At 56.0% G+C, this 17,878-nt stretch carries 14 protein-coding genes; 7 read left to right on the forward strand and 7 right to left on the reverse strand.

Annotated features, from left to right (window positions below; genetic code table 11):
- Positions 1-89: 89 nt before the first annotated feature.
- The 5 genes from OHL23_RS14280 to OHL23_RS14300 form a co-directional block, all read right to left on the reverse strand.
- A complete protein-coding gene (locus OHL23_RS14280; RefSeq protein WP_263352583.1) occupies positions 90-845 on the reverse strand; it encodes a WecB/TagA/CpsF family glycosyltransferase in 756 nt (251 codons plus the stop codon).
- Positions 846-855: 10 nt separating this feature from the next.
- Positions 856-1,857, reverse strand: a complete 1,002-nt coding sequence (locus OHL23_RS14285) for an NAD-dependent epimerase/dehydratase family protein (protein ID WP_263352584.1) — start codon at positions 1,855-1,857, stop codon at positions 856-858.
- Between the two features lie 251 nt (positions 1,858-2,108).
- Positions 2,109-2,681, reverse strand: a complete 573-nt coding sequence (locus OHL23_RS14290) for a porin family protein (RefSeq protein WP_263352585.1) — start codon at positions 2,679-2,681, stop codon at positions 2,109-2,111.
- Between the two features lie 229 nt (positions 2,682-2,910).
- Positions 2,911-3,528, reverse strand: a complete 618-nt coding sequence (locus tag OHL23_RS14295; RefSeq protein ID WP_263352586.1) for an HD domain-containing protein — start codon at positions 3,526-3,528, stop codon at positions 2,911-2,913.
- 10 nt (positions 3,529-3,538) lie between these two features.
- Positions 3,539-4,579, reverse strand: a complete 1,041-nt coding sequence (locus OHL23_RS14300) for a type I phosphomannose isomerase catalytic subunit (RefSeq protein ID WP_263352587.1) — start codon at positions 4,577-4,579, stop codon at positions 3,539-3,541.
- A gap of 532 nt (positions 4,580-5,111) precedes the next feature.
- Between OHL23_RS14300 and OHL23_RS14305 the strand changes: the two genes are divergently transcribed.
- The 6 genes from OHL23_RS14305 to OHL23_RS14330 all read left to right on the forward strand — a co-directional run bounded on the left by OHL23_RS14305 (position 5,112) and on the right by OHL23_RS14330 (position 14,217).
- Positions 5,112-6,530 (forward strand): UDP-glucose dehydrogenase family protein, encoded by a 1,419-nt coding sequence (locus OHL23_RS14305; protein ID WP_263352588.1) that lies wholly within the window; start codon positions 5,112-5,114, stop codon positions 6,528-6,530.
- Positions 6,531-6,671: 141 nt separating this feature from the next.
- A complete protein-coding gene (locus OHL23_RS14310; protein WP_263353244.1) occupies positions 6,672-7,598 on the forward strand; it encodes a UDP-glucuronic acid decarboxylase family protein in 927 nt (308 codons plus the stop codon).
- 495 nt (positions 7,599-8,093) lie between these two features.
- Entirely contained in the window at positions 8,094-9,143 is a 1,050-nt protein-coding gene (locus tag OHL23_RS14315) for a beta propeller repeat protein (protein WP_263352589.1), read from the forward strand.
- Between the two features lie 154 nt (positions 9,144-9,297).
- Positions 9,298-10,110, forward strand: a complete 813-nt coding sequence (locus OHL23_RS14320; protein WP_263352590.1) for an ABC transporter ATP-binding protein — start codon at positions 9,298-9,300, stop codon at positions 10,108-10,110.
- A 136-nt stretch (positions 10,111-10,246) separates the two neighbouring features.
- Positions 10,247-12,712, forward strand: a complete 2,466-nt coding sequence (locus OHL23_RS14325) for an ATP-dependent Clp protease ATP-binding subunit (protein ID WP_263352591.1) — start codon at positions 10,247-10,249, stop codon at positions 12,710-12,712.
- A 146-nt stretch (positions 12,713-12,858) separates the two neighbouring features.
- A complete protein-coding gene (locus tag OHL23_RS14330) occupies positions 12,859-14,217 on the forward strand; it encodes an aminotransferase family protein (RefSeq protein WP_263352592.1) in 1,359 nt (452 codons plus the stop codon).
- A gap of 15 nt (positions 14,218-14,232) precedes the next feature.
- On the opposite strand, the gene OHL23_RS14335 is transcribed toward OHL23_RS14330, so the two are convergent.
- Both OHL23_RS14335 and OHL23_RS14340 read right to left on the reverse strand, forming a co-directional pair.
- Positions 14,233-15,309 carry a pentapeptide repeat-containing protein gene (locus tag OHL23_RS14335; RefSeq protein ID WP_263352593.1) on the reverse strand — a complete coding sequence of 359 codons (1,077 nt, stop codon included), beginning with the start codon at positions 15,307-15,309 and terminating at the stop codon, positions 14,233-14,235.
- Positions 15,310-15,368: 59 nt separating this feature from the next.
- Complete coding sequence (locus tag OHL23_RS14340) at positions 15,369-16,799, reverse strand: NCS1 family nucleobase:cation symporter-1 (RefSeq protein ID WP_263352594.1); 1,431 nt, start codon at positions 16,797-16,799, stop codon at positions 15,369-15,371.
- A 312-nt stretch (positions 16,800-17,111) separates the two neighbouring features.
- On the opposite strand from OHL23_RS14340, the gene OHL23_RS14345 reads away from it, so the two are divergent.
- Entirely contained in the window at positions 17,112-17,825 is a 714-nt protein-coding gene (locus tag OHL23_RS14345; RefSeq protein ID WP_263352595.1) for a hypothetical protein, read from the forward strand.
- Positions 17,826-17,878 lie beyond the last annotated feature (53 nt).

Below are 17,878 nucleotides of genomic sequence, written 5' to 3' on the forward strand. Positions count from 1 at the left end.
CTTGGGCAAGAACCGCCAGTCTCTTAGACCCAGCTCAAATCGAAAAGTTCCGGCGAAAAATCCCGAAGTTGGAAAAGAAACAACTTGACCTAAAGGCTCCCGATCGGCAAACGATCCCGATACTTCAACAGCAACCGAGCCAGATGCCGCGCGTCCCAGTAGCGCGGAAAAAACCGCTTGGGATCTGCCACGGTACGGTAGAACCATCCTAACCCCAGCGTATCCGCCCAGACCGGGATGCGCACCTGATCGCCGCTGAGAAATGCAATTGCGGCGCCAATGCAATGAATAGCCGGCCGGTACGACAGTTGCTGTTTCAAATACAGCCCCAGCCGCTCCTGCGTTCCCCCGCCGACCCCCAGAACAATGTGCCGGGGCCTTCGCTCCTCGATGCGCCCAAGCAGCTCTTCGTCACTGATCGTCTGGCCGTAGAGAGGCGCAAGATAGACGTCTTCGTTGGCGACATTCACGCCATTCTCGCGCAGCCAGCTTATATTCCGCTGCGCGCTCACAGCGGTGGGCATAACCCAGAATGTGCTCCCGCTCGCCTTGAAATCCGGCTCCTGCACAAGCGCCCGGAGGTACTTGAGGCCAGAAAGTTTGGGAATGCGATTGCGATCGATCAGGTTCCATAACAGCACCATGAAAGCGCTGTCGGCAATGGCGAAATCCGCCCCCAACAGCGCTTCCCGATAGCCCTTGTCAACAGCCAGATTCTTCAACGCCGGTGCGGCAGGCACAACTACGAGACCGCCGCACTGCGACACCTCATCAATTGCACCCTGGGCGTCGCCCACAAAAAAGCGAACGCCCAGAATCTGCTGGAACTGCGGAGTTGAACTCATGGAAAGGCTCCTACTTGGTAGCAGTTGTAGCAACGCCGGCAAGCATTTGCTGTTCAATCCAGGCCATAGTTCTTTCCAGCCCATCGCGGAGTTTGATGCTGGGCTCCCAGCCTAAATACTGTTGGATTTTGGTGTTGTCGCTATTGCGGCCATTCACGCCCTTCGGCGCGCTCAAGTTATAGTGGCGCTTCAACTTGACGCCAGCCAGATCTTCGGCTACGTCGACCAGTTGGTTGATGGTTACCAATTCGCTGGATCCGAGATTGATGGGCTCCAGGATGTCGCTGTGATAGATATCGACGACCCCCTTCGTGCAATCGTCGACATACATGAAGCTGCGAGTCTGATTTCCGTCGCCCCAGATTTCGATTTCATGCTTTCCCGAAATTTTGGCTTCCAGAACCTTGCGGCAGATGGCCGCCGGAGCCTTCTCGCGACCGCCCGTCCAAGTCCCGAGTGGGCCATACACGTTATGAAAGCGCGCCACACGCGTCTCCAGACCGTAGTCCTCGCGGAAATGCCGGCACATACGCTCGCTGAAGAGCTTCTCCCATCCGTAGCCATCTTCCGGCAGCGCCGGATATGCGTCTTCTTCCTTGAGCGCCACTACGTTGGGATCTGTCTGCTTGTCACCGTTGTACACGCACGCCGAGGAAGAATAGAAGAATCGCTTCACACCCTGTTCACGCGCTGCCAGCAGCATGTGCGTGTTGGTCAACACACTGAGCATGCACAGAGCTTTGTTGTTTTCGATGAATCCCATGCCGCCCATATCCGCAGCCAGTTGAAACACTGCGTCAATTCCTTTTGCGGACTTCAGGCAGGCTTCTTTCTCCTGAAGATCCAGCACGAGACTCTCCGCAGCTGGATTTGTCTGGTACCACTCATCCAGAGGCTTCAAATCTACTGCACGTACACTCGCTGCTCCGTCTTCCAGGAGTTTGTTGACAAGATGGCCTCCGATGAAGCCGCCAGCTCCACAAACCAGAGCGCGCGCGCCACGAATCTGCATAGGCTAAGTAGTCCTTTCTTAGGTACAAGTGCTTAAGAATTTCTTATCCCCGGCGGCTTAGAGACACACAAGCGCTGGAGACGATCAGGCATAGTCGCGGAGGCAACTCAAAACCAAATTCCATGCCAAGGTACCTTTAAGTATACCAATTGACCAGAAAGCGGAATCCGGAACTTAGATACCTCAGAGAGCGTTATGCGTTCAGTCCACGTATCGGCGGTTGAGAGCAATCGAAATCACTTCACCGCACATCAGCGGTGAGCATGAATGCCGCGCAGATAGTATGTCGCGCCTATCGTGAAGCCATTGGGATTGAGCGTATTTCTACCGAAATACTGGTCCACGAACTGGTACTCGTAGTCCCCGCGCGCGTACAGGGTCTTCCAGATTTTGTACTCGCCTCCACCGCCAAACGCGTACATGGTGAAAGTGTCGTGCGTATAGAAAGGATTGCGTGAGGGAAAGTCGATACTGGCGATACCTATCAGCCCCTTGACATACGGGCGAATTCCAAAAATAGGATGAGTGCGGTAAATCGCGCCACCCTTGATTGTGTCCTGGCGCATTCGCTGTAGCTCAGAAGGTTTGTCGGCAAAAATCGACGTGCCTTCTGCCTCCACGCCCAGACCGTGAAAGAGGTTGTAGTCCGCCCAGGCGGATACGCCGATCATTCGGCGACCCGAGCCATAATCCACACTGTAATCTGAAACACCAGCGCCTACACCCAGGGGAAGGCCACCGATCTTGACCGCAGGGGCTACCTGGGCAAAAACGGGTAGGGTGGAGAGGGTTAAAAGTGCTGCCAGGACAAGCTTCGATCGCATTCGACGTCTCCTTGTGATTGCAGACCTCCTCCCCCGAGGCCGATCTTGGTAGAAGTGTACAACGACCCCTCCCGAATCCAATGCAAAGAAATTGCAAAGACTTGCAAAGAAAAGGGCTATGCCACATTTATCGGTAAAAATACATACAAAACTGCACACAATTTTATTTATTATTCCCATTTTGGGAAACGCCATAACCGGAAGGATTTGCACGATCTGAGGTACAGTTTCAGTACAAATTTTGCCCTGCCTCTTCGTAGATAGCAGTCAGGAGGGCTGCAAGCGCTCGCACCCGGCCTTGTGCCAGATCTCGGGACCGGTTGAGCTGTAGTTTGCCGGGAAGAACCTCCAATGCCCGTTCCAGGACGGGAACCACGTCCGAATAGGTTGCGAACCGGGTGTCTCTTCCAACCTTGACGAACGCTCGCAAAGCTCCGATTGCGCCCAGCTGTTCGAGAATATCGGCATCCCGCAGGACTACGGCCTCCGGAAGAATGGCGTGGTCGTTGGATTGATGCGTTCGGATCGACTCGGCCACCGCAGCCAGCTTTTCGCTAGGAAAACCCCAGCCAGACAGCAGTTCCCTGCTTTTTTCAATGGTGTAGGGGACATGATCCCATGCGGCGAGTTGGACAGGATCAGCGGGCCGGTGCCCAAGAAACACTCCCAGATCGTGCATCCATGCAGCAGCGAAGAGCACGTCATCGTCGCAGTCTTCGCCTTCGGCAATTTGCCGCGCCAGCGCATATAGCCGCGGCTGATGGCCAAACTTGTCCGTTGGCGTTGCCTCCGCCCGGATGTATGCAATTACGGATTCGCGCCAACCGCCGCCCACCGGTTTCGTCATCTCAGCTCCATTACGCCGTGTGTGTCACTTCGGTTGCGGGAAAGCGCGGTGTGATCCGGATCAGTTCCAAGCCGCCGCGATCCTCGATCTGCCAGGCAGGCGAGGTTGCAGGAACAGCCACCATGCCCCGGGGAGCCAACTCCACACCCTCAAATGCCTCTGATCCCGCGGACGAAATCCAGCCTGAGCCGCTGGCAGCGAAAAGATATGTCAGCCCTGGATCACCACCAGCCTCCGTGCCCTCAGTCGCAATCATGGAAGAGCCAGTCCTTACTCCGCTTACGATCATTTTCTCGACGCAGAAGTACTCCCGTTCCACGAGCACAGCCCGGTCTGTCAACTCCACTGGCGCAATCTTTCCAGCCGCGGTCTGGAGCCGGATTGCTTCCAGAGCCTTCGCCACGTGCAACTCGCGCGGCCTCCCATAGTCGAATAAACGGTAGGTGATATCGGAGTTCTGCTGGGTCTCCAGCAGCACCGATCCGGGCCAGATCGCGTGCACAGTCCCGGCATCCACGTAAACCAGATCTCCTGCCGTCACCTGCACAACCTCCAGGCATTGTTCCAGCGAACCGTCGGCAACCCCGCTCTCCACCTGTTCCAGGGTTGTACCAGGCCTGAGCCCTGCCGCAACCTCCGCGCCCGGCTCCGCCGCCAAGGCATACCAGCACTCTGTCTTACCGCGAGGCTGGCCATACTTCTGCGCGAGACGATCATCCGGATGCACCTGTACGCTCAACTTCTCGCGCGCGAAGATCACTTTCATCAACAAGGGAGATGCGCCATGGATTGAGTCCGGAACCGCAGACCCCAGCATCGCCCCGGAGTGCGCAGCGAATACCTGCCCCAGCGTCATTCCCGCCAGACTACCGGTTGAAACCTTGCACTCATCGCCGGTCAGCCACACTTCACCGATCGGGTTGTGACCTGGCTCTGCGCTGGACACATAGTTGTACCAGGGCCTGAGATCGGCCGTGCCCCAGATCCGTTCCACAAACAAAGGGTCCAGCCGAAACGGCGCTAACGTTGCGATTTCAGACTTCGAATTCATCTCACTCCACGCTTCTGAGCGCAAATCCTGCTCGATTCCAACACTGTAGCAAAGTGACGTTCGACCCCGTTGTTCGACGCTTGTCCTGCGGTTGTTCCGGGGGCAAATCCTGCGCCGCGATCTCCCTACAGACCGGCGTTCTCTGCTAACCGGGCTCGCGATTTCGAGGGTCGCGAGCTGCAAATCCAAGCCAGCGATTCACTTATGAGTAACAATTAAAACTTAAAAAAGAACCGCATCGATTTCCGCGAATGAGAGAAAACATTGCTTGCAAGCCTCCCTTGCGGATAACCTGAGTGTGACAGGCGACGTCGAAGTCCGATGACGAAGCGATCGCCAGGAGATCAGATTTTCCTCAGGGACGCGCTCAACCCCTATTGACTGCACCCGAACCGCCATTAGAACCTTCCCGGCCTCAATTCCGGGCCTGGCGGTCCGGTCGTCGCAAGCCGGGCCCCCTGCCAACCATGAACCCACGGGTAGGCGCGACCCGCCGACCTGTCGCCTGAAACGGCTTAGGAGAGCCCTACGCATGACGAATCAAGTTTCCATCTGTGTGCTTGGATCCGGGTATGTCGGCCTTGTTGCTGCTGTTTGTTTTGCTGAGATTGGCCACAGGGTCATCTGCGTTGACAACAATGAAGCCAAGGTAAACATGCTCAACGAAGGCGGTGTTCCGATCTACGAACACCACCTGCCCGAATTGCTGGGCAAACACCTCAACCGCGGCGTCGAATTCACTACCAATCTCGCTTACGGCGTCGAGGAGTGCGAGGCTATCTTCATCGCGGTAGGCACTCCCCAGGGCAGCACGGGATCGGCTGATCTGTCCTACGTCGAAGCCGTTGTCAGCGAGATCGCCCGCGCCGTCAATGGGTACAAAGTGCTGGTGGAAAAGAGCACGGTTCCGGTCTATACCAACGAGTGGATCACTCGTTGCATGCACCGGCACGGCGTTGAGCCGGGTACATTCGACGTCGTTTCGAATCCCGAATTTCTGCGCGAAGGAACGGCAATCGGTGACTTCCTGCATCCCGACCGCATTGTCGTAGGAGCCAATAATGATCGTGCTGCGGATGTGCTTCGCAGCATCTACGCGCCGCTCACCGACGGCAGCTACTTCGCAAAGTCCGACTCGCTTCCTGGTCCGCTGTCGCAGGAGAATCCGGCCAAGCTGCTCGTAACCTCCGCTCAGAGCGCGGAGATCATCAAGCATGCCTCCAACGCTTTCCTGGCGCTTAAGATCTCCTTTATCAACGCCGTATCCAATCTCGCCGAATCAGTGGATGCGGACATTGAAGACATCGCAGCCGGCATGGGGCTGGATTCGCGTATCGGGCCGAAATTCCTGCGGGCCGGCCTGGGATACGGCGGTTCCTGCTTCCCGAAGGATGTAGCGGCATTTTACTGGGTTGCGCAGCAGCAGGGTGTCGACTTCCAGCTTCTTGAAGAGGTGCGCAAGATCAACGCCACTCAACAGGAAATCTTCTTCAACAAGGTTCGCTCCGCGCTTTGGACGCTTCGCGGCAAGAAACTGGCTGCTCTCGGACTGGCTTTCAAGGGAGATACGGACGACATTCGCGACTCTCCCGCAATCGACGTGATCAAGAAGCTGATCGCAGCGGGAGCGACGGTGACCGCTTACGACCCAGCCGCGATTGAGAAGGCAAAGGGCGTACTTCCTGCTTCGGAAAGCATGAGCTACGCTGCAAGCGCTTATGAAGCTGCCGAGAACGCAGACGCGGTTCTGATCCTGACGGACTGGGCGGAGTTTGCGGAGCTTGACATGGTCCGCCTGGATCAGGCGCTTAAGTTTCCCATTGTCATTGACGGCCGCAACCTGTACAAACCGGCGTACATGCGGGAACAGGGCTTTACCTACGTCAGCGTCGGCCGACCGGCTGCCTACACGGCTCAACAGGGCAAGCCGAAGCGGCTGGTTTTATCCTAGCTGGTCTTGTCCTAGCTGGAACGGTGAGCGATTTCGCTTAACAGCCGGGAATTCTTTTTCCCGGCTGTTGCATGCCGATCTGCTTACAAACGATTCCGAAACGGATTCCGATAAAACATTCCGGAGCGTAACTCTTTGACTATGCGTGTACTTGTTACCGGCGCTGCCGGTTTTCTGGGTTCTCACCTTACCGACCGCCTGCTGGGCGAGGGCCACTCGGTGCTCGGCGTCGACAATCTTTCGACCGGCGACCTTGGCAACATTGCTCATCTTGCGAATGAGCCGCGATTTGTGTTTGAGCAAAAGGACATCTGCCAGAGCTTCGACCCGGGCAAGGTGGATGCGGTCTTTAACATGGCTTCGCCGGCCAGTCCGCCGGAGTATCTGAAGCTGGCGATTGAAACGCTGCGTGTCGGCTCGGTTGGCACAGAAAATACGCTGGAAATTGCTCAGAAATATGACGCTGCCTATTTGCATGCTTCTACTTCAGAGTGCTACGGCGATCCGCTGGAGCATCCGCAGACGGAGAGCTATTGGGGCAATGTGAATCCGGTTGGGCCTCGGTCGGTTTACGACGAAGCAAAGCGTTACGCGGAGTCGCTGACGATGGCTTACCACCGATATCGCGGGGTCAACACGCATCTCGTCCGCATCTTCAACACCTACGGGCCGAGGCTGCATCCGAGCGATGGGCGCGTCATTTCCAACTTCATGATGCAGGCACTGCGCGGTGAGCCGCTTACGGTTTATGGCGACGGGCAACAGACGCGCAGTTTCTGCTTTGTCTCGGACCTGATCGATGGCATCGTGCGGCTTTCGCGGTCGGACGAACATCTGCCGGTCAATATTGGCAATCCTGTAGAGTTCACCATTCTTGAGTGCGCTCAGGCGGTGCTTGAGGTGACGGGTTCGAAGAGCGAGTTACTCTTCAAGCCGCTGCCGCAGGATGATCCTACGCGGCGGAAGCCGGATATTTCCAAGGCGAAGGCGATTCTCGGTTGGGAGCCGAAGATCAGTCTTCGCGAAGGGTTAGAGCTTTCGCTGGATTTCTTCAAGTCGAAGGTCTAATGGACCTTCGACTGGCGGGTCAAATTTGGCGAAGATACGACAAATAAAATAAGAGGGAGGGTAGGGGGTGGGCATTTTTCTCCTGTATCCCCCACATTCCAGATTGGTTAGATGATATTTAGGGTGCGTTAAAACGCCACTTTTGGGCTGTTTTAGTGACGTTTTTCGGCGTATTTTTCTTCTCCTGAAGACATCGATTGGCCAAAGTTTCCGGCCTTCTTTATTGTGGGCTTTTGCGGGGTAATTCTGCGCAATTTGGGATTCGGTTTTTCGCTGGCGAAATGCCCGCGGCTGAAGCCGCTTTGCTCTTGAGCGGGCATTTCAGGGGCATGAATGCCTCTGCTCCCTCCGGAAGTGACGGATTAGCCCTTTGCTTGAGCGAGCTATACTCGGGCGATGACTTTCCACTATTGCAATCGAATTCTGATCGCTGGTGCGATCTTATCTTCTTGCTGTGGCGCAATTTTTGCGCAGACGCATGAGGCTGGCGACGCGGTGTCTCAATCGCTTCGTTGGGTCATGCAGGATTCGGGGACGACGGCTGGGTTGCGCGGAATCTATTCAGTTGATGGCAGGATCGCGTGGGCCAGTGGAACTGGCGGAACGGTGTTGCGGTCCACTGATGGTGGTGAGCATTGGACTAAGTGCGCGGTGCCCGATGCAGATAAAGATGGCGCGGCGTTAGACTTTCGCGGAGTACAGGCTTGGGATTCTCAGACGGCCATCCTGATGTCATCTGGCCCGGGCGACAAAAGCCGGTTGTACAAGACAGTTGACGGCTGCAAATCTTGGATGCTGGCATTGCGCAATGAAAATCCCGACGGCTTCTGGGATGCAATTCGCATGTGGACGCCGACCGATGGTTTTCTGGTTGGTGACCCCGAGGCAGATTCTGACTCTGACCACCCAAAAACTAAATTCTTATACCTTTCGGAATTCACTTCCTGGAATGGCATCGTAGATGATTCCGTCTTTAGTGAGAGCGTCGAGGCTAAACCCGGAGAATCGTCCTTTGCCGCTAGTAATCGCTGCCTCGCCATAGGTCCTTTCCGAAACAAGGATGGAGAAGCGAGGGAAGCTTGGCTTGCTACTGGAGGCCCAAGTGGTTCGCGTGTGCTCCATTACTCACATTTTCTGGGTGGAGAACCGGAACGCCAAGCGAGCAACGAAGTGGAACTTCCGATGTTTCCGAAAACTCCCAGTGGTGGTATTTTCTCTCTTGATCTTCACGGCTCATTGGCTCTAGTCGCCGTAGGCGGAGACTACACCAAGCCTAATGACAGCATTGGCACAGCCGCTTACTCCCTTGACGGCGGGCTGCACTGGACGGCGGCAGCAAAGCCCCCGCATGGCTATCGGTCTTCGGTAGCGTGGAGAGATGAACTGAAAACCTGGATCACGGTTGGGACGAATGGAAGTGACATCAGCCGCGACGACGGAAAGACATGGCAGCCATTGGACGACGGCAATTGGAACGCGATTTCGCTGCCCTTTGTTGTCGGACCGAAGGGGCGGATTGCGCGGCTCGTTGTCGGGCTGAAATGAACAACGAAGGCTGGAAAATGGATCTCTGTATAGACAGAGCGGAGGGCTTCTGCTTCCATTCGCTCTGCTGCCGCATCCAACTAAAGTGGCATTTCCTCTTTTCGCGGCGAATGGGGCGCACCGAAATTCCCGCGTTAGGATATGAGTCATAGGAATGAAAGAATCGTTCCCCACCCCGATCTCCTATGGCGGCAGTGTAACCTTCCCGCTGCCGGAACCGGGGATGCGTCAACTTCCACATTCTGAAGATCAAGAGCCGTTGCTCCGCGTGGAGGGGTTGTCGAAGGAGTATCCAGGCAACAGCAGGAGCGGCCGCGGAGCTCTTCGATTGTTCGACGGACTCGATCTGGAGGTCCGGCGCGGCGAACTGGTGGCCATCGTGGGCCAGTCCGGAAGTGGGAAAAGCACACTTTTGCACATGCTGGGCGCTCTTGATACCCCTTCGGCGGGAGAGATATACTGCGCCACAACTCAGGTAACGAATTTGAGCGTTCGTGAGGCGGCCCGGTTTCGCAATGAACAAGTCGGGTACGTGTGGCAATTTCACTATCTGCTGCCGGAGTTTACGGCGCAGGAAAACGTGGCCATGCCGCTGCTGGCGCGAGGCGTTGAAAAGCGGAAGGCGATGCAGGACGCAGCTGCGTGGCTCGCGGAAACGGGCCTTGCAGACCGGGCGGCGCACAGACCCGGCGAGTTGAGCGGCGGAGAACAGCAGCGGGTGGCACTGGCGAGGGCGCTGGTGACGAATCCGCAGCTTTTATTGGCAGACGAGCCGACCGGCGATCTGGATAACGATTCGGCGGACCTGGTATTTGGCTTGATTGAACGGCTGCATGAGGCGCACGGACTGACCTCCGTGCTGGTAACGCACAACCTGGAACTGGCCGGGCGATGTACCCGGACGCTACGTTTGGCGGGGGGCAGGCTGTTGGAGGTTCCCCGGAGCATGTCAAATGCAGAGAAATAAGAACGAGCAAAGGCGAGCGTTCACCCACCACAGTAACCCGCGGTAAGTCTTATCTGAAGGTTGGAACGTAGATCGGATTGGAATTTCGTTCCGTACTTCAGCCACCGCAGCCGATAGTTATCAGAAAAGGAGCACCATGTTCGAACGCTACACGGAGAAGGCGCGGCGCGTAATCTTCTTTGCACGGTATGAGGCAAGCCAGTTTGGTTCGCCTTATATCGAGACGGAGCACTTGCTGCTCGGCCTGTTGCGCGAAGACAAAGCACTCACCAACAGATTTCTGCGCTCCCATGCTTCGGTGGAATCGATCCGCAAGCAGATCGAGGCGCATACAACGATTCGCGAAAAGGTTTCGACCTCGGTCGATCTGCCTCTGTCGAATGAATGCAAGCGAGTGCTGGCCTATGCGGCGGAAGAAGCCGAGCGGCTGGGGCATAAGCATATCGGCACGGAGCATCTGCTGCTGGGATTGCTGCGCGAGGAAAAATGCTTTGCCGCTGAGATTTTGCAGGAGCGAGGATTGAAGCTGGCTGCGATTCGCGAGGAACTGGCGCGCGTGACGCAGGAGAAGGCTCCGCAGCAGGCGCGGCAGCGCGAGAGCAGTTTGCTGGCCGAGTTCAGCCGCGACCTCACGCAGTCCGCGATGGACTCGCAGCTTGATCCGCTGGTGGGCCGCGATGGCGAACTGGAGCGCGTGATTCAGATCCTTTGCCGCCGCACGAAGAACAACCCTGTGCTGATCGGCGAGCCGGGCGTGGGCAAGACCGCCATTGTCGAGGGACTGGCGCAGCGCATTGCCGACGGCGAGGTGCCGAGCTTCCTCGCAGACAAGCGCGTGCTGGCGCTGGATCTATCGCTGATTGTTGCCGGAACGAAGTATCGCGGGCAGTTTGAAGAACGGCTCAAGACGATCATGAAGGAGTTGATGGAGAATCAGAACTCCATTGTCTTCATCGATGAGCTGCACACGCTGGTGGGCGCGGGTTCGGCGGAGGGTTCGCTGGATGCTGCGAACATACTGAAGCCGGCGCTGTCGCGCGGCGAGATTCAGTGCATTGGCGCAACCACGCCGGCTGAGTTCCGCAAGTCGATTGAGAAGGATCGCTCGCTGGAGCGGCGCTTCCAGGCTGTGAAAGTGCCTCCGCCGAACGAGACCGACGCGATCAAGATCATCATGGGCATCAAGGACCGCTATGAGAAGTTCCACGCGGTCAGCTATACCGATGCGGCGATTGAGTTTGCGGTGTCGCATTCGAATCGCTATATTCCGGATCGCTTCCTTCCGGACAAGGCAATCGATCTGATCGATGAGGCGGGTGCGCGCGTGAAGCTGCGGCAGACTTCCCTGCCCGAAGAGATCACCGAGGTTCAGAAGCGGATCAAGTTCATTGTGCATCGCATGGACTCGGCGATTGCGAATCACGAGTTTGAGAAGGCTCGCTTCTACTCGGATGAGGAACGCAAGGAGCGCGAGAACCTGCGCACTCTGCGCGAGAAGTATCACCTCGATGATTCTGCTGCCGGGATCGTTGGCCGCGAGGACATTGAGGATGTGGTGAGCCGCTGGACCGGTGTGCCGATTACTTCGATCAAGGAAGAAGAGACGCAGAAACTGCTGCGCGTGGAAGGAGAGCTGCACAAGCGCGTGATTTCGCAGGAGAAGGCGATCTCGGCGCTGGCGCGGGCGATTCGACGTTCGCGGGCTGGTCTGAAGTCTCCGCTGCGGCCGATTGGCAGCTTCCTCTTCCTGGGACCGACAGGCGTGGGCAAGACGGAGATGGCGCGGACGCTGGCGCAGTTCCTGTTTGGCAGCGAAAAGGCGCTGATCCGATTCGATATGTCGGAGTTTATGGAGAAGCACTCGGTGTCGAAGCTGATCGGTTCGCCTCCGGGATATGTGGGCTACGAGGAAGGCGGCCAGTTGACGGAGCGCGTGAAGCGCTCGCCGTACTCGGTGGTGCTGCTGGATGAGGTCGAGAAGGCGCATCCGGATGTCTTCAATCTGCTCTTGCAGGTCTTTGAAGACGGGCAGTTGACGGATGGGCTTGGCAACACGGTCGACTTCAAGAACACGATCATCATCATGACTTCGAACATTGGCGCGCGGCACCTGATGAAGAAGCAGGGGCTGGGCTTCCAGAGCGAGCGCGAAGACCTGGTGATGGAGAAGATCGAGGAGTTGGTGAAGGGCGAGGTCAAGCGCACCTTCAATCCTGAGTTCCTGAACCGCATTGACGAGGTCATCCTCTTCCAGTCGCTGTCGGATGCGGACCTGATCCAGATTGTGGATCTGCTGGTTACGCAGCTCAACACGAATCTGGCGCAGAAGTCGATTACGATTTCGGTGGACGAGGACGCGAAGAAGTGGATTCTCGACAAGACGCTGGGCGACCGCAGCTATGGTGCAAGGCCCTTGCGACGCGCATTGCAGCGTTATATCGAGGACCCGCTCTCGGAAGCGCTGATCAGTGGGCAGATCATGGATCGGCCGGCGTTCCTGGAGGTCTATATCCGCAACAATCAACTCTTCTACCGCTCGGTATCGAACGCTCCGAGCGATACGGAAGAGAAAGCAGATGGGATTTTGCTCTACAGCGCGTAGAGTTCGATCCATCACAAAACCAAGGGCCTCCGCAGACAATGCCGAGGCCTTTCTTTTGCTATGACGCAAGTGGAATCAGGGGCGTGATCCACGAGCAACGCCGCGATGATACGATGTTTTGAATCTTCTTTGTGGGGAGCAATGCGATGAGCGACACGGTCCAGATAGCGGGTCTCACGTCAGAGCAAGTCACAGGCATTACGCGCGAGTATAACTACGGCACATGGCGCATTCAGAAGACGTGGAAGCCGTTGCATGTGGTGGATGCCGAGGGTTGCTATTTCATGGATGCTGCGGGCAAGCGGTATCTGGATTTTTCATCGCAGTTGATGTGCGTGAACCTCGGGCATAAGAATCCGCGGGTGATTGAGTCGATTGCGGAGCAGGCGCGCGAATTGCCTTACGTTCTGCCGGGGTATGCGACAACGTCGCGCGCGAGGCTCTCGCAGAAGCTGCTGGAAGTGCTGCCGGAGGGACTGGAGAAGTTCTTCTTTGCGACTTCGGGGACTGAGGCGAACGAAGCGGCTTTCAAGATTGCGCGCATGTATACGGGCAAGACCAAGATCATCTCGCGGTATCGCAGCTATCATGGCTCGACTTCGGGGTCGATTGCGGCTACTGGCGATCCGCGGCGCTGGGCAATGGAGCCGAGCGGCAAGGGGCAGGGATTTGTTTTCGCGCCGGAGACGAACTGTTACAAGTGCCCGATCAAGCATACGTATCCGAGTTGCGGCATTGCGTGTGCGGACTATATCGAGCATATGATTCGCAATGAATCGGATGTTGCGGCTGTAATTGTGGAACCGGTGGTGGGAACCAATGGAGTTCTCGTTCCGCCGAAGGAGTATCTGCCGCGGCTGAAGGCTATCTGCGAAGAATATGGCGTGCTGCTGATTGCCGATGAGGTTATGACTGGGTGGGGACGCACGGGTAAGTGGTTCTGCGTGGATCACTGGGGAGTTAAGCCAGATATTTTGGTTACTGCCAAGGGAATAACTTCGGCGTATGTTCCGCTGGGGCTGTGCGCGACCACGATGAAGATTGCGGAGTACTTTGAGGAGCACTATTTCTCGCATGGGCACACGTATGAGGCGCATCCGATGACGCTGGGGCCGGCGGTGACCACCATCGAAGAGATGGAGCGGCTGAAGCTGGTGGAGCGGGCTGCTTCGCTTGAGCCGTATGTACGCACGAAGCTGGAGGCGCTGAAGGAAAAGCATCCGTCAATTGGCGATGTGCGCGGGCTGGGGCTTTTCTTTGGCGTTGAGCTAGTGAAGAATCGCGAGACCAAGGAACCGTTCAACACCATGCGCGATAAGGTGGAAGGCAAGCCGCTGGTGGTCGATCTGGTGGCTGCCAAGATGATGGGCCGGGGTGTGGCGTTGCAGGCTTGGGTGAGCCACTTTGTGATCGCTCCGCCGCTGATTGTGACTGAGGCGGAGTTGGATGAGGGCATCAATGCGCTGGATGAGGCGCTGGCGATTGCGGATGCGTTGGTCGAATAGCAGTGGAATACGATACTACTGCTGTGTCTGTGATACCAATCGTTTCAACGATGCGTCGTACTCGGCCTTCGTCGGTTTGGGATTGGTATTTAACCACCCTTCTCCTTTGGGATTAAATGTGTAGTATTCAGTCAAATATTTTAGAAGCTGAGGACTTATGCGATGGGCGCGCCACCACGCACACCAACTAAAATTCGCGCCTTCAAACTTTGTGATGCCGCTAAAATCGGCGCGGTCAACGACATTGTTGGACAGGTTGACCGACGTGATGTCAGCCCCATTCAGATTGACTCCAGTAAGATCGCAGCTAGAGAAGCTAACAGACGCCAGATTCAGGTTTAGGTGAGCGTCATGGGTCGATTTCAGCAGTGGGAGGATCTCGGTGCAGGTGTACGTAATTTCATTTGATAGGTTGTTCAAGGCTGTTCGATCACCATCTGAAAGCTTTGATTCAATAAAAATATCCCTTTTCTTATCCTGTCCCTTATTTAGTAAGATGTCTGCCTGCGATCCGAGATGAATGTTCAATGCCACAATCTCGGGAATGGAGTCCCAACTGATCGGCTCAAACGTCGACTTAAAAATATCTTCGAAAGAGGCGGGATCATTCGCTTTCTGAGTTAGGAGTTTCAACATTTCCTGATGCGCAAGTTCTTTGTAAGCTGGAGTGGTAAAGCTTTGCAGAAGAGCCTCGGCAGGAGAAAGTTTCTCCGACTCAGATATGAGCTTCAATGCCTCAGTCCAACGCGTTTTTTCTTCCGCTTCTACCTGACGCTGCATATCTACCGCTTTGTCTTGTTCTGACTTACGGAATGAATACGTCTGAAATACGAGTGTGCATGCCAGTACAAGGGTAGTGAGAAGAGGGGTCACCGAAGAAACGAGGTCTCGCCACACGCCGCGGTTCTCTTTTTCTCGATTTCGCTGAATCTCCTTCTCTTCTTCCAATATCTTGATTGTGTTCGCTCGTTCTCCTTCTATCTCATCGAGAGTCTTAATGAAGCTTGCGACCTGATCGAAGTCCGTATGATTTTTTGCTTCTGACAACAGCTTAGTTGCATAGTCTCTTAGGGACGATATGTCTACAGTCACGCAGGTCTCCGTTGCGATTTTCAAGAGTAGTTTAGGTTTATGGTAAAACATAATACGAATTACTTCGAAACGTCAAGGTCAATTGACTCTCCGATTAACTTAGCCCTATTCATCAGCAAAAGATACACAAAGCCTGCTAAAAAGAAGCCTACGAACCAGGAATAGTCATAGACGAAATGCAGTGACGGTACGAAGAGTCCAACCAGTGCGACGGCTACGCCTGTTACCAATGCTGCTATAGCGCGGGGATTGATGCCTTTGGTGTAGTGGTAGATGCCTTCGCGGTGATAGAGCGAGTAGATAGACAGTTTTGTTCGGCGGATGAAGAAGTAATCGCAGATCATGATGCCTGCGATTGGGCCCATCAGGCCTGCGTAGCCGCTGAGCCAGCCGAAGATGTAGGCGTCGGGAGTCGCGAGTAGCTTCCAGGGCTGCATGGCGAGGCCGAGGACGCCGGTGATCATGCCTCCTGTGCGATAGCTGATGAGTCGCGGATATAAGTTGGAAAAGTCGTTCGATGGAGATACGACGTTGGCGCCGATGTTTACGTTGAGCGTGGCAACGAGAATTGCGATCATTGCCACGAAAGCCACGAATGGTTGATGGAAGCGGCCCAGAAGATCGATGGGGTTCCAGATGGGCTCGCCGAAGAGAACTACGGACGCAGATGTGACGGCGATGCCGACGAAGGTATACAGCGTCATGGCAACGGGCAGGCCGAAACCCTGGCCGACGATCTGCGCGCCTTGCGACTTCGAATAGCGCGTGAAGTCGGGGATATTGAGAGCGAGTGTTGCCCAGTAACCGACCATGCCGGTCAGGGTTGGAAAGAATACGGGCAGGAAGTCATGCCAGCTTTGAAATTTGCTCGGCGTGGATAACATCGTGCCGAAGCTGCCTGCCTTGATTCTGACCCAGATGAGCAGAGCGGCGGCCATAACGAACATGAAGGGCGCAGCGAAGCCTTGCAGGAAGCGGATGGATTCGACGCCACGCCAGACTACAGCCATGTTCAGCAGCCAGAAGCCGAGAAAGCAGGCCCAGAGCGCCCATTCCACATGCCCGACCGAGGGCCATATCACGACGAGCATGGAATGGATGGCCTGGCCGCCGATCCAGGATTGAATGCCGAACCAGCCACAGGCTACGAGCGCGCGCATGATGGCGGGGATGTTTGCGCCGCGTACGCCGAAGGGCGCGCGGATGAAGACGGGGAACGGGATGCCGTATTTTGCTCCGGCATGAGCGTTCAACAGCATCGGAATGAGCACGATGAGGTTGCCTATGAGCACCGTTCCAACGGCTTGCTTCCAGTCCATGCCTTTGGCAATGAGGGAGCTGGCGAGCTGGTAGGTGGTGATCTCCATGGACATGGAAAACCACAGCGCGATGTAGTTGTAGGTGCCCCAGGTGCGATGCGCGGGCGTGGTTGGAGCAAGGTCGTCGTTGATGAGGGACGAGTCTTTCCCGGTCAGGATCGCTGTGCCCAAAAGGTCCTCCAATTGGGGAATGAGAATTTGAAAATAGCCGAAAGCTGCTGATACGGCAATGAATTTCTTTGGCTGAGCGCGACGGCGATGTAGGTCACTTACAGGGCACGGGCTGGACGACAGAATCGCAGATAGAAAACACGGCTACGTTGACTGGCCGATGCCGGAAGAGAATGTTTGCGAGTTGCGCAATATCGCAAATTGCGCGACAATTATGCCCGAAATGCGTGGAGAGACTTACAAGCCGATTTCCCTGCACTGACTTGAGCCTGACTACGCCAACCTGGGTCGGAAGCCGATTGAGGAGGCAATATGGCACATGTTATAGAAAAGCCGCTCGGTTCAATTCAATCGAGTACTCCTGAAAAAGATAAGTTGCCCGCCGGTGAGCCTGTGATGCCCGTCAGCCAGCCGTCATGGGCTGACAACCCGGCGCCCGGTGAAGAAGCGCCCGGTGGCCGTAAGTATTTTGGAATGCCTTCCGGGGCCGCTGTCGTGATTGGCATCGTGGTGCTGGCAGCCCTGGTCGCAGTTGGCATCTATTTTGCGGGCTTCAGCCAACGCTCCGCAGAATCGACCGTCGCGTCGGGAGCGCCCCCAGTCTCCCAGGCCGCAACTCCGGCAGCGGCCGCTCCCACATCCAAGGTTCAATTGAGCGCCTCGGATATCAAGGAGATGAAGGCTCGCGACGACTACGCAGCGAACCTCTCCAAGTTTCTTCACGTCAAAATGCCGGACTACAAAAACGTAAAGATCTACGCCGACAGTTGGGCAGGAACGAAAGCTCCGGCGAAGACGCCTCTGGCCGATATCAAGTCCAGAACCGGCGACAATCTGATGCTGGTGTTCTGGTCGCCGGAAGCGGGGACGGCGCGAAGCCTGGCGGCCTTTACCAAGTCTCAGGGCGCGCAAGAGGCCGTCAATGCGGGATTTGCGGAGTTCCAGTTCGTCGATCCCGACACCTATTGCTATGCAACGGTTGTGCCGGTAACTGGGGTGGGCGGAGTGGTCTGCGGAATTCGGTGATGGTCCGAGGAAAAGACAGACCTGATTGTGAAATGAAATTGGGGTCAACCTTT

It is taken from the genome of Acidicapsa acidisoli, from assembly GCF_025685625.1.
GTDB classification, from domain to species: domain Bacteria; phylum Acidobacteriota; class Terriglobia; order Terriglobales; family Acidobacteriaceae; genus Acidicapsa; species Acidicapsa acidisoli.

Bases quoted from the DNA above. Each gene is read 5' to 3' on its own strand.
- OHL23_RS14295 (WP_263352586.1), bottom strand. From the start codon at position 3,528: ATGACGAAACCGGTGGGCGGCGGTTGGCGCGAATCCGTAATTGCATAC.
- OHL23_RS14280 (WP_263352583.1), bottom strand. From the start codon at position 845: ATGAGTTCAACTCCGCAGTTCCAGCAGATTCTGGGCGTTCGCTTTTTT.
- OHL23_RS14325 (WP_263352591.1), top strand. From the start codon at position 10,247: ATGTTCGAACGCTACACGGAGAAGGCGCGGCGCGTAATCTTCTTTGCA.
- OHL23_RS14310 (WP_263353244.1), top strand. From the start codon at position 6,672: ATGCGTGTACTTGTTACCGGCGCTGCCGGTTTTCTGGGTTCTCACCTT.
- OHL23_RS14330 (WP_263352592.1), top strand. From the start codon at position 12,859: ATGAGCGACACGGTCCAGATAGCGGGTCTCACGTCAGAGCAAGTCACA.
- OHL23_RS14290 (WP_263352585.1), bottom strand. From the start codon at position 2,681: ATGCGATCGAAGCTTGTCCTGGCAGCACTTTTAACCCTCTCCACCCTA.
- OHL23_RS14320 (WP_263352590.1), top strand. From the start codon at position 9,298: ATGAAAGAATCGTTCCCCACCCCGATCTCCTATGGCGGCAGTGTAACC.
- OHL23_RS14305 (WP_263352588.1), top strand. From the start codon at position 5,112: ATGACGAATCAAGTTTCCATCTGTGTGCTTGGATCCGGGTATGTCGGC.
- OHL23_RS14300 (WP_263352587.1), bottom strand. From the start codon at position 4,579: ATGAATTCGAAGTCTGAAATCGCAACGTTAGCGCCGTTTCGGCTGGAC.
- OHL23_RS14345 (WP_263352595.1), top strand. From the start codon at position 17,112: ATGGCACATGTTATAGAAAAGCCGCTCGGTTCAATTCAATCGAGTACT.
- OHL23_RS14285 (WP_263352584.1), bottom strand. From the start codon at position 1,857: ATGCAGATTCGTGGCGCGCGCGCTCTGGTTTGTGGAGCTGGCGGCTTC.